The organism is Pseudomonas sp. P1_F7 (assembly GCF_056405655.1).
Genome location: NZ_JBFUBR010000001.1, coordinates 43,775 through 56,065 on the forward strand (window position 1 = coordinate 43,775; position 12,291 = coordinate 56,065).

11 protein-coding genes and 2 pseudogenes are annotated in these 12,291 nt (G+C 52.9%); 3 read left to right on the forward strand and 10 right to left on the reverse strand.

Annotated elements, in window-relative coordinates; translation table 11 throughout:
* Window positions 1-220: 220 nt before the first annotated feature.
* The 10 genes and pseudogenes from AC1D1M_RS00205 to AC1D1M_RS00250 all read right to left on the reverse strand — a co-directional run bounded on the left by AC1D1M_RS00205 (window position 221) and on the right by AC1D1M_RS00250 (window position 8,685).
* Complete coding sequence (locus AC1D1M_RS00205) at window positions 221-1,006, reverse strand: methyl-accepting chemotaxis protein (protein ID WP_477762343.1); 786 nt, start codon at window positions 1,004-1,006, stop codon at window positions 221-223.
* 72 nt (window positions 1,007-1,078) lie between these two features.
* A pseudogene (locus AC1D1M_RS00210) lies at window positions 1,079-2,110 on the reverse strand (cache domain-containing protein); the annotation flags it as partial.
* A 114-nt stretch (window positions 2,111-2,224) separates the two neighbouring features.
* Window positions 2,225-2,722, reverse strand: coding sequence for an Lrp/AsnC family transcriptional regulator (locus AC1D1M_RS00215; protein WP_477762108.1), 498 nt, complete (start codon window positions 2,720-2,722; stop codon window positions 2,225-2,227).
* A 12-nt stretch (window positions 2,723-2,734) separates the two neighbouring features.
* Complete coding sequence (locus AC1D1M_RS00220) at window positions 2,735-3,496, reverse strand: ABC transporter ATP-binding protein (protein WP_477762109.1); 762 nt, start codon at window positions 3,494-3,496, stop codon at window positions 2,735-2,737.
* A gap of 103 nt (window positions 3,497-3,599) precedes the next feature.
* Window positions 3,600-4,310, reverse strand: a complete 711-nt coding sequence (locus AC1D1M_RS00225; RefSeq protein WP_477762110.1) for an ABC transporter permease — start codon at window positions 4,308-4,310, stop codon at window positions 3,600-3,602.
* Window positions 4,307-5,035: an ABC transporter permease gene (locus AC1D1M_RS00230; RefSeq protein WP_477762111.1), complete on the reverse strand. Its 729-nt coding sequence runs from the start codon at window positions 5,033-5,035 to the stop codon at window positions 4,307-4,309. Before AC1D1M_RS00230 ends, AC1D1M_RS00225 begins: the two co-directional genes overlap by 4 nt.
* Before the next feature lie 57 nt (window positions 5,036-5,092).
* Window positions 5,093-5,875, reverse strand: a complete 783-nt coding sequence (locus AC1D1M_RS00235; RefSeq protein WP_477762112.1) for a transporter substrate-binding domain-containing protein — start codon at window positions 5,873-5,875, stop codon at window positions 5,093-5,095.
* A gap of 282 nt (window positions 5,876-6,157) precedes the next feature.
* A complete protein-coding gene (locus tag AC1D1M_RS00240; RefSeq protein WP_477762113.1) occupies window positions 6,158-6,529 on the reverse strand; it encodes a M81 family metallopeptidase in 372 nt (123 codons plus the stop codon).
* A gap of 275 nt (window positions 6,530-6,804) precedes the next feature.
* On the reverse strand, window positions 6,805-7,293 hold the full coding sequence (locus AC1D1M_RS00245; RefSeq protein WP_477762114.1) for a hypothetical protein: 489 nt from the start codon (window positions 7,291-7,293) through the stop codon (window positions 6,805-6,807).
* Window positions 7,294-7,383: 90 nt separating this feature from the next.
* On the reverse strand, window positions 7,384-8,685 hold the full coding sequence (locus AC1D1M_RS00250; RefSeq protein WP_477762115.1) for a D-serine ammonia-lyase: 1,302 nt from the start codon (window positions 8,683-8,685) through the stop codon (window positions 7,384-7,386).
* 33 nt (window positions 8,686-8,718) lie between these two features.
* On the opposite strand from AC1D1M_RS00250, the gene AC1D1M_RS00255 reads away from it, so the two are divergent.
* The 3 genes and pseudogenes from AC1D1M_RS00255 (at window position 8,719) to AC1D1M_RS00265 (ending at window position 11,815) form a co-directional block, all read left to right on the forward strand.
* Complete coding sequence (locus tag AC1D1M_RS00255; protein WP_477762116.1) at window positions 8,719-9,732, forward strand: LysR family transcriptional regulator; 1,014 nt, start codon at window positions 8,719-8,721, stop codon at window positions 9,730-9,732.
* A gap of 309 nt (window positions 9,733-10,041) precedes the next feature.
* Window positions 10,042-11,215, forward strand: a pseudogene (ltrA, locus tag AC1D1M_RS00260) (group II intron reverse transcriptase/maturase); the annotation flags it as partial.
* A gap of 312 nt (window positions 11,216-11,527) precedes the next feature.
* Entirely contained in the window at window positions 11,528-11,815 is a 288-nt protein-coding gene (locus tag AC1D1M_RS00265; RefSeq protein WP_477762117.1) for a transposase, read from the forward strand.
* Window positions 11,816-12,291 lie beyond the last annotated feature (476 nt).

The following is a 12,291-nucleotide window of genomic DNA, read 5'->3' on the forward strand; positions in this document are numbered from 1 at the left end:
GCGGAGGTCGAATATTGTTGATCAACTGGTTAGATTTGAATGCTTTGAGATAACTCCAATTGCTCATGGCTCTTCCGAATTGACCTCGTTTTTAGGCGAGGAGATACATCCGAAACGCGATGCGATTCAGTTTGCTCAATGTGCCCTCAGTATCAATAACTCAGGGTTCCCACTGAGCAGGAAAAACTATTAATAATCAGCAGCGCTTGATGTATTCAACTTAAGTACGGAAGCTATCCACCAGATACTTGAGTCGACTGGCTTGTTGCTCAAGGTCATCACAGGCGAGCAAGGTGGCCTGGAGATTCTCCACGCCTTCCTGGTTGAGGGATTTGATCTCGGTGATGTCCATATTCAGCGAGTCGATTACAGCGGTCTGCTCTTCAGTAGCAGTGGCTACAGACTGATTTATGCCATCAATTTCGCCAATACGCTGAGTAACGCTCCCTAGTCGCTCGCCAGCCTGGTTGGCGATAACCACACCTTCATGGCTATAGCGCTCGCTTTCGCTCATGGTGCAAACCGCCTCACGGGCGCCGACCTGAAGCTCCTCAATCATCGTATGGATTTCTTGTGCCGATGTCTGAGTGCGGTAGGCAAGACTGCGTACTTCATCCGCCACCACAGCGAAACCGCGACCTGCCTCGCCCGCCCGCGCAGCCTCGATAGCGGCATTGAGCGCTAGCAGGTTGGTCTGTTCGGAAATGCCCTTGATCACTTCAAGGATCCGACCAATGCTCACCGTCTTACCATTCAGCGTCTCTATGTTGCTGCAGGATGCACGAATTTTTCCTGACAACTCGTTCATGGCGTTGATCGTCTGTGCTACCACTTGCCGGCCACCCTCAGCCTGAAGGCGTGCATCTGACGCCTGAAGTGAGGCATCACCGGCATTACACGCGATTTCCTGAGCGGCTGCACCCAGCTCGTTGATCGCTGCTGCAATGCTGTTGGTGCGATTGGCCTGTTCGTCAGAGTTTGCTATGGATGAGCTGGAGGCAAGCATCACTCGCTTTGCCACTTCGTTGACTTGTTCGGTCGCTGATGAGACTTCGCGTATTGAATGTTGGATTCGCTCCACGAAAAGGTTGAAGTCGCAGGCCAATTCTCCAAACTCATCTTGAGAATGCACGGCCAAACGTCGGGTCAGGTCCCCCTTCCCCTGGGCTATATCGCGCATGGCTTTGCCCATTAACCTCAGAGGTTGCATCAGTACGCGGATTAGCATGCCCAATAGAAGTAGCGTGATTAGCACGGCTATCAGAGTGGCGCAAATAGCTGAAGCGCGAAAATCACCTAACGCCTCGTAGGCTTTTTTCTTGTCGATGGACAAGCCGATATACCAGTTGACCGAGGGCAGTCCCTTGACCGGAGAGAACATCAAAATATAAGGAACACCCGCCAGCTCAGTCTCACTGAAATGGGTGCTGATAGTGGGCGTGTCTTGCGGATAGATATCGACAAGTTTTTTCATCACCAGGTCTTTATCCGGGTGGGCAAGTATCTTGCCGTCGGCACTGACCAAGAAGGCATAACCGATGCCGCCCAGATCGAGCGAACTGACAATTTTCGCCAGGGTATCCAAGGTCAGGTCACCACCGACCACACCGAAAGGTTGGTTTCCATGGTGAACCGGAGTAGCGATGGTCATCATCAACTGGCCAGTGGATGCATCCAGGTACGGCTCAGTCAAAGTCGTACCACCATCTGCCATCGCATCCTTGTACCAAGGCCGGGTACGCGGGTCATAATCGGCGGGCAATTCGTCTTTTGGTCGCATCGCAAAGCTGCCGTCGATACCGCCAAGATAGGTGAAGTTAAATGTTGAAAGCAGCGTCTTCTGTTCCAGTAGGCGCACCACACTGTCCGGCGTATTGTCGTTGGCAACAGTCTGAGCGATGCTGTCTATCAGCAAAACACGTCCAGACAGCCAAGCCTGGACATTGCTTGCAGCAATTTTGCTCATCCCCTCAAGGTGGCTTTCGAGGTTTGTACGTATAGCGTCGCGCTGAAAATAATCGTTGTACAGTGTGAATAATGAGAATGCTGCAATGACTACGAGCGATGCGGCGAGCAGAACTTTGTGGCTGAACCTTAAGTGGACAGTCATTGGCAATTTACCCGAGATTAAAAATTTCTGTTTTTATTATTTAACTCCAACGGCAGTCTTTAAGACCTGCGCCAGCTCATCTCATGCGTAGCCCGTATCTTTTACACTGCACCGCTAGTCGTGGTGTGTGGACGAATGCTTAACAACAGCCAATTCAGGGTAGGCAACCAGTTTGTCGATACACAGGTCCTCATTCTCCAACCAAACTTCCGTAAGCGCACGATAGTGCTTCATATCTGTACAGTGCATACGCAGGCTGTAGTCGAACGGACCACTGATAAGATGGCATTCCAAGACCTGAGGACAGCTATCTACACATGCTTCGAAGGCTTTTTGTGCAGTGCGCCGATTCTGGCTCGATATAGCGACCAATACCTGTAGTGACAATCCCGGTGAGACCTTTTGCACATCGATAAACGCACCATAACCGCGAATCACCCCTAGCCTCTCCAACTTGCGTACGCGTTCTTGGCAGGGGCTTGCGGTCAGGTGCACAAGTGTTGCTAGTTTCTGGTACGTGATGCGCCCGTCATGGCGTAATACGTCAATGATAGCCTCATCAATACGCCCCAATGCTCGTGAAAAATCGGGATTTTTTTCCTTCCTTTTCATTGTTAACTCTATTCACTTCAGTCCATTAGACAGAAACTGTTGAAGGCGCTCGCTGCGCGGATTATCCAGAATCTCTGCCCCTCCCTGCTCCTCGACTCGGCCTTGATGCAGAAACAGTAACTGGCTCGACACCTTGCGGGCAAAGCTCATTTCGTGGGTCACCATGATCATGGTCCGGCCTTCTTCGGCCAGGCCCTGAATCACCTTTAGTACTTCGCCCACCAGTTCCGGATCCAGCGCCGACGTCGGTTCGTCGAACAGCAGTACCTCCGGCTCCATCGCTAATGCTCGTGCAATCGCCACTCGCTGTTGCTGACCGCCAGAGAGAAATGCTGGAAACTGCTCCGCAACACGCGCTGGCAGCCCCACCTTGTCCAGATAACGTCGGGCACGATCTTCAGCATCTTTTTTGCTGACACCCAGCACCCGGCGCGGGGCCATCGTGATGTTTTCCAGAACGGTCATGTGGCCCCACAGATTGAAGTGCTGGAAGACCATGGCCAGACGGGTGCGCAGCCTTTGCAACTCAACGGCATCGGCCACCTGCATGCCATGATGTTTTTTGACCATGCGAATCTGCTTGCCGTCCAAGCTCATGGCTCCGTCATTGGGTGTTTCGAGAAAGTTGATGCAGCGCAGGAAGGTGCTTTTGCCTGACCCACTGGCGCCGATCAAGCTGACCACATCACCGGTTTTGGCTTTCAGAGATACGCCCTTGAGTACTTCGTGGTTACCGTAACTCTTGTGCAGTTCTTCAACAGTCAATTTGTACATGTGCGCAATCATCCTCTAAGGGAAAATGTGGCGTCGCTGTGCAGCTGTGACAGCCGGCGACAAAGCCCGAGGCCTAATGAGCGGCCATATGGAGTACCAAGCCCTAATGAGCCGGACCAAGGAAAGCCAACCAACGGCGCTCGGCGATGCGAAATAGTCCGACAAGCGCGAAGGTAACCATCAGGTAAATCAGCGCAGTAATACCGAACGATTGAAAGGTCAGAAAGGTCGCCGAGTTGGCGTCGCGAGCAACTTTCAGAATGTCCGGGACGGTTGCAGTGAAGGCCACAGTGGTCGAATGCAGCATCAAAATTACTTCGTTGCTGTAGTACGGCAACGAGCGGCGTAACGCCGATGGCATTATCACGTAGGCATAGAGCCTCCAACCCGTCAGGCCATAGGCCTTCGCAGCTTCAACTTCGCCATGGGCCATGTTGCGAATTGCTCCGGCGAAAATCTCCGTGGTGTAAGCGCAGGTGTTCAGCGCAAACGCAAGGACGGTGCAGTTCATCGCGTCGCGAAAGAATGCATCGAGCACCGGTTGTGCACGAACTGCAGCCAGGCTGTAGATCCCGGTGTAGCAGATCAGCAACTGGATATAGAGCGGCGTTCCCCGAAACAGGTAGGTGTAGAACTGTACGGGCCAGCGTAGGTAACACTTGGATGAAACCCGGGCAATGGACAACGGGATCGACACCAAAAAGCCGATGAAGATTGAGGCACTGAGCAACCACAAGGTCATGGCCAGCCCCGTGATCTGGTGGCCGTCGCTATAGAGAAAAGGCTTCCAGTAATCTTGCAAGAGTTCGATCATCGTACAGCCTCCCGGGAACCTGCCGCATAACGCCGTTCCAACCAACGCAGGACATAGTTTGAAGTACTGGTAATCACCAAATAAATAAGCGCTGCCAAGACCAGAAAATAGAACAATTGATAGGTGCTTTTACCAGCGTCCTGGGCTGCCTTTACCAAGTCAGCAAGGCCTATGATCGACACCAGTGCAGTGGCTTTGAGGATGACCATCCAGTTATTGCCAATACCCGGTAAAGCAAAACGCATCATTTGCGGGAAGACCACAAAGCGAAAGCGCTGAGTGCGACTTAAACCATAGGCGGTGGCCGCTGCCACCTGTCCACGGGGCACAGCTAGCATCGCCCCGCGAAAGGTCTCAGTGAAATAGGCCCCGTAGATAAACCCCAGCGTGATGATCCCGGCAACAAACGGATTGATCTCTATGTATTCCCAATCCAGTGCCTGCGTGATCCCGGTCAACCAGGTTTGCAGGCTGTAAAAGATCAGTAGCATCAGCACTAGGTCCGGCACCCCGCGAATCAGGGTAGTGTAGAGCTGTGCTGGGATTCGCAGGAGTTTGACACTGGAAAGTTTGGCACTGGCCCCGATAAGACCAAGCAGCACGCTCAACAGCAGCGAGAGTATTGACAACTTGACGGTCATCCAGGCGCCCTCCAGCAACAGAGGACCGAACCCTTTCATGCTGTATGTGGGGAGCCCAAGGGCCTGCAACAGTATTTCGAACATAATTCAGGAACCTATCGCGATAATAAAGCGCCCGCCCCGAGGACGGGCACCGGGGCCTTACTTGCCGCTATAGAGATTCAGATCACCGAAATGTTTTTTCTGGATTAAGTCATAGGTACCGTCATCGTGTAACGCTTGGATGCCCTTATCCAAAAAGGCCTTGAGGTCTTTGTTACCTTTAGAGATACCAATAGCTGTTTTGGCTGGCAGTAACTCGCTGTCAACGGGCTTACTGACTTCATAACCAGTGCCTTGGGGGGAATTCAAAAAACCCAGCTGCGCTTGCAGCATGTCCTGGATCGCCGCATCGAGGCGACCGGAAACCAGGTCGTAATAAGCCTGATCCTGGTTCTGATAGGCCTGAGTTTTGACACCAGCCTTATCTAGAACCGCTTTGGCATAGGCTTCCTGGATACTTCCTTGCAAATAGCCTACGGTCTTACCCTTAAGGGAAGTAACCTCTTCGCTCAGACCAGAATTTTTCTTGAACACGTAAGAGGTTGCGCCGGAGAACAGCTCATTTGAGAAGTCGATGACTTTCTCGCGGGCAGGGGTCACCGTCATGGAGGAGAGAATGCCGTCAAACTTGTTGGCCTTCAGGCCAGGAATCGTGCCGTCGAAATCGCTCTCGACCCATGTGCACTTGACCTTCAATTTGGCACAGATCGCATTCCCCAGATCGATATCAAATCCCGTAAGACTGCCATCTGCGGCTTTAGACTCGAATGGTGCGTAAGAAGCATCAACGCCAAAACGCAGTTCTTTGTACTCCTTGGCCAACGCTACATTCGCGCAAAGAGGAAAAAGTGTAAATACGAAGAGCTTTCGAAGCGAAATCATATGAGAATCCCTAGATGTTGTAGTTTGATTTAAGGGCAGTTAACAATTTGACGGCTTTGACCATGTTTTTTTGGCAACTACTGTTCGGACATAAATCCTCAATAGTCGTACTTTACTGCTACCCGCCGACTGACGGACTACTGACAAACACTTCCCAAACACTTAGCAATAAAAATCCCGCTGCACCTCCATTTTTTTAAACATTCAAGAATTTTACATCCAGTCACGACAGGTATTTCACGGCCTCGTACTGGCTACGGAAATAGTACGCCGATGATCAGCTCAGCCAAATATGGCAAACAGATCAATATCATGAGCAAAACGCTTGCAACAGAGAGCAATTTGCTTGACTGAAAAACCATTTCGTAAAGCCAAACGAAGAAATAGAAACAGGGGATAGGCGGTCTCTATTGTTCCCGAGGGCGTAGCCTCCGCAAGGAACGTGTAGGCAAGCTCTACTCCTGCACGGTTGGCCCCTTCAATGAAGCCTCCCACTTGATGGTTTGCCCCCGAGAACGCATGTGCGATTTCATGTCCTCGATAGTGTTCGAATGCCGCAAGCGTCGTCAGTCCGGCGAATTCTGTAGCATAGGTATTTGTCTCATGGATAAATCCTGCTACTGCCAAACGGATTTTCGAGTCATTGGAAGTCAATGGTGTTACCTCTGTAAAAGATGTGCGCTTAGCGATTGACCTGTTTGGGATCAAAGCTCAATGAGATGAGCGTGCTAACCAAGAGACTACCCGGGATGAACAAGATAGCGGGAGACGAGCTATGGAGTGTGTCGAGAATCCAGCCGATCAAATAAGGACTCACGAACGGAACAGTAAATAATTCCGCACGCACAAACATCCACTTCCATCCTGCGTAACCGCCCACTTGATGGAGATGTCCCATGATCCAGATAGATAACGGACTACCTATAAGGTCAGCAAGCGGGATGACCGTCAGGAAGAAGGCGGTAATCTTTGCCCGATGATGACTGGGAAACCGGTACGTCAGATAGAGGATGACGCCAGGATAAAACCCTGCCTCGACCCAAAAAAAACACAATGTGTATAACTGACAAGGAGCGATGACCATGAGCGCGGAAAGCAATCCGCATGACACCATGATGCGAGCGCATCCACACCCGTACCTCGATCCCACGCATGATGAGGTTGCTCGGCACCTCAAACAGCATATAACCGATGAGAAAAAGCCCAGCGCCCAACCCGTAGGCGGCTTCGCTGAACTGCAAGTCAGTCAGCATATTCAGTTTTGCAATACCAATATTGATGCGGTCCAGGTACGCAACAACATAACAGACCATTAATAATGGAATGAAATGCAACCCTGCGGCATAGGGCATTGGCATTGACTGCTTCGGTAGGGGGTGGTGTGCAACGCTGGAGGCTGCGGCTGTTCTCTGGCTCATGGATAAGGGTCATTGTTTTTATAGTTTTATAAGGTTGATTAGTCGACCCAAAGCCATTTCGGGCGGGCGCTTCTTGCGATCAGTGAATATTCAGCAGGACAGGTCCTTCGCACGAGCCTGGAAGCTCACGTGTTCCTCCGGTGGCACCAACGACCCGCCCGTCGCCCAGATCAAATGCGTCGCGTCACTGATGTCGAGGTTGTTGTCACGCAGATATTTTTGCCCTTCGGATGTATGTTCCAGCCAACTTGGACCACCGATACCCGCTGCAGCGGAGGGCTCGAGCGAAACGTCAAGGGCGTGCTTCGTCTCGAGCAGTTGAGCGTAAAGTTGTTCGTCGCTGATGGTGAACACCCCGGCCAGCTGCGCAGCCATCAAAGGGCTTACGAAGCAAGAGGCTTGCCCGACTGCTAACCCATCGGCTTCTGTGCGATTGTCCAGGCCGATGTCGTAAACCGAAACCGGTTGCTCATTTCCGGCTGCCAATTGAACGAGCATACAAGGCGAAGCGACCGGTTCTGCAAAGAAACAATGCACGTTCGGCCCATACAACGCTTTCAGGCCATAGGTGATGCCCCCAGGAGCCCCCCCCACACCGCAAGGGATGTAGACGAACAAAGGGTGGGCGGCATCAACTGTGCGACCGGCTTCGGCCAATTGCTCGGCCAAATGCCCAGCACAGGCTGCATAGCCGAGGAACAGCAGGCTGGAGCGTTCATCATCAACGAAATGGCAGCGCGGTGTACTCAAGGCTTCCAAGCGCCCAGAGGCGACCGCTTGGGCATAATCGCCTTCGTGCTCAACCACGCGTACGCCGCGATTCCTAAGGCGGTCTTTCTTCCAAAGCTTGGCGTCGGTAGACATGTGAACCACTGCTTCAAACCCGAGGGCTGCGGCGATGACGCCGATGCTCAGCCCCAGATTGCCAGTGCTGCCGACTGCAACCACGTGCTTGGAAAACAATTCTCGAGCGGGCAGCGAGGCAAGAATGCGCCGGTCGCCGAGCTCCCCTAGCAAACCGTGCTCGATAGCGATGGATTCGGCGTGTGTCAGTATTTCATGGATACCACCGCGCGCTTTGATGGACCCTGCAACAGGCAACTCATCGTCACGTTTGATGAACCATTTACCTTGACTACATCCCAGGTTCTTTTGCAACTCGTCCGCAGGCATCAGTCGGGACTCGATCTGCCCGCCAGTGCTCTCAAGCTCGGGAAACAGCATCGCCATCAAAGGTTCGCATTGTTTGAGTCGTACTTGTGCGGAGGTGATCTGATCTGCTGATGGGGCGTCTTCGGGCAGGGGCTGCCCTACATTGGGATTGAGCCACAGAAGTGGTTCTCTCAATTGTAGTTTTTCTAATAAGTCAGTAGGTTTGAGCGCGAAGGTCATTGCGGTTGGCCTTTTTGTTGTAGATTCTGGCTGTTGAGCAAAATACTAGAACCGTTGACGTCGCAAAAACAACGTTATTTTTTAATGACTTCATTAGCCGGGCTAATATCTATGCACCTCTATTCTTCCATCCTTGGTGCGCTGAAATGCTTCGAAATGGCTGGGCGGCAGCTGAGCTTTACCAAGGCCGCTCAAGCGCTCAACCTGACCCAAAGCGCGGTTAGCCAGCAAATTCGTCAACTGGAAGACCGCCTCGGCTATCCGTTGTTCGTGCGTCAGGCACGGGGTATACAGTTGACTAGCAAAGGTCTGGTGCTCTTCGATACCACCTCGAAAGCATTTCTCGATATCGACCAGACGCTTCAGCAACTCAGTCTGTCGAATACACCATTGCAGGTAAGCTGCTTACCGTCACTAGCGTTGCAGTGGTTGTTGCCGCGTTTGACTGAGTTTCATTTCCAGCAACCAGACGTCTCGGTGCGCCTGAAAGCCGAATTTCAGATACTGAACCAACATGCGATGAACATCGACGATATCGATGTGGCCATCCGTTACGACCCGACCCATTACAGCCAAATACAAGCTGACATCATCCTTGATGAGTATCTTATTGCCGTGGCGAGCCCCGAGTACCTTGCACAGCATCCATCCTTCGCAAACGGCGAAAACCTGAATAGCGTCACACTGCTACACGACGCGGCACCGTGGATGGGAGCCCCCGAATTTGTCGAATGGCGCACGTGGTTAGAAGCGGCCCGCCCCGAGTGGATTGAGCAAATGGACGGGCTGCAATTCAATCTTTCCAGTCTTGCCATCACAGCGGCATTAAATCATCAGGGGGTAGCAATGGGCCGTACCGCCCTGATTTACGATGAGCTCAAAAGCAAGCGTCTCGTCAATGTATTCGGGACCTATGTGAAGGCGCCCGCCCGTTATGTGCTGTTGTCCCGTCAGCCGAAAGACCCACGCGTTATGGCTTTTACATCGTGGCTCAAAGCCGAGTGCAAGCGTTTCGATGGGCTAAGGAAGCTACTGCAATCAGCATGACAGGGATCCTTATCGTTCGAATCCCGCCTGTCGAGTGAACCGAGACTAACGGATTGAACTCAGCCTGAAACCGGCTATCGTCACAGTGGATGCCATGGCATCGACAGGTAAAACATCTGCCTTTCCGGACCCGATTTGGCAACGCAGATCCGACAGGCATAAGCAGGAAGGTCGCGCGAATTACCCTGGGAGATCTGCAGGTTTGCCATTGTGCTACCGAGCGTCGAGAGGCGACGGGATGAGCCTGCAGAAGTCAGCCGAGGCCGTAGTAAGTGGCGAGTAACCACGCCACCAAGGGCCGAACAGGTTATGCCGCCAGTAGGCGCCAGAGTCTCGTTGAATACCGAAATGCAGAAATTTCTCCCAGAGAAGACTGTTACCCGAGTCCCGGACAGAATCCGAGGACGACGGCTGACAGCGCACAGGTATCGGCGGTGTCTGTGACGTGGACGAACGCGGAGCCGGACACGCTGATGGCGCGGGTGCTTGCACCGGCCAACCTCAAGCGTGCGTATCAGCGCGTGGTCAGCACAAGGGTGCGCCGGGTGCCGATGGCCGGACGGTCGACGAATTGGCGGGCTACGTGAAACAGTATTGGCCGACCCTCAAGGCTCGGTTGCTGGCCGGCGAGTATCACCCGCAAGGTGTACGTGCCGTCGAAATCCCCAAGCCCAAAGGCGGGACAAGACAGCTGGGCATTCCCAGCGTCGTGGATCGCCTGATCCAACAGGCGCTGCTGCAACAGCTCACGCCGATCTTTGATCCGCTGTTCTCGGATTACAGCTACGGTTTTCGTCCGGGCAGAAGCGCCCACCAAGCCATCGAAACAGCCCGTGCCCATGTGGCGGCGGGTCACCGCTGGTGCGTGGAACTCGATCTGGAGAAGTTCTTCGATCGGGTCAACCACGATGTATTGATGGCCTATGTGCAGCGTCAAGTTGAAGACAAACGGGTGCTCAGGCTCATTCGCCGTTATCTCGAGGCAGGCGTGATGTCGGGCGGGATCGCCAGCCGACGGCAGGAAGGGACGCCGCAAGGCGGCCCGCTCTCGCCGTTGCTGTCGAACATCCTGCTCAACGAACTCGACCAAGAGCTGACACGGCGCGGCCATCGTTTCGTGCGTTATGCCGATGACGCGAACATTTGTGTGCGTAGTCAGCGGGCTGGCGAACGAGTGATGGCAAGCGTCGAGCGGTTCTTGAGGCAGCGTCTGAAACTGACGCTGAATCGGGAAAAGAGCCGCGTGGCACGGCCTTGGGTCTGTGACTATCTAGGTTACGGGATGAGCTGGCATCAACAACCGAGGTTAAGAGTAGCGACGATGAGTCTGGGTCGCTTACGCGACCGACTCAGAGACCTGCTGCGCGGAGCGCGGGGCCACAAGATGGCGAACGTCATCGAGCGGATTAACCCCGTACTGCGCGGCTGGGCTGGCTACTTCAAACTCAGTCAGAGCAAGCGACCCCTTGAAGAACTGGACGGCTGTCCAATCGGGTGATTTGCGAAGTGCAGCGATCAAACCAAACAAATTGTTGAATGGCTGTCCTGGCTTTACCCCTCGTAGTAAATCCGAGGCATTGAAAACCACCACTGTATCTGACAGGCCACAACGATAGACCGACCAAGCTTTCTAACGGCAAGCACCGGAAGTCGTACCCCATCGCGAAACCGGTGTGATTCTTGGCGTAATGAGCCCAAAGGGGCAAGGAATCCACGCGCTCAGTGAGCGAGCAGATTTTGTAAGAGTTTTGGAGCTGTCTGTTCATTCAGTGACGATCTTGGCGAGATGCCCTGCGTGACTATCCTTTATCCAAAGCCCTTCAAAGCCCAAGTCGTCCAGGAATGCCTGCAACCGGGCGCCTTTGTTGCCAGTGTCTCGATGAGTCACGGCATCAACGCCAACGTCGTGCGAAAATGGTTGCCGCTTTACCGCGATCAACAGCTCACGGACTTGCCCGCTTTCTTGCCGGTGAAGCTGGAACAAAACATTCAGAACGAAAGTCCGTCAGCATCGAGTTTCCGCATCTACTTGTCGCTCATTGCTCGCAAAGTGGGCACGATAAGACCCATTTCGTCCAGTTGAAATATCAAATCTTCCGTCGTACGCGAACACCTATTAGTCGGCGATCCCAAACAGAGAAAAGTGTTCGTTGCCCCTAAGTGACTGACTCTCCCCACCTCCCCTGCCCTAGTCGCACGGAACACCGTTTCGTGCCGCCGCTGTCGGATTGAGCCGTTGGTTTGAGCCGTTGGTTTGAAGCTCTTACCGCAGCAATTCGCGGCTTACGAAGCATCAAAAATCCTCACGAGCGGCGCTTGTAGATGTTTTTTATTGATGTTAGATTGATTACATCGAAGATCGAAATGTAACAATAATGGTAATTCGATAATCTTCAGGAGCACTGCCAATGAACACCTACGGATAACCAGTTTTGCGTTCGACCTGAGGCCCACCCAGCCTTCAGGGCTTCAAAAATAAAAAAAGACAAGCATCAGAAGCGTTTTTTCTGACGATGACTTGTGTCCCTCAGTGTGCGTTTGCACCACTGCCGTTATCTG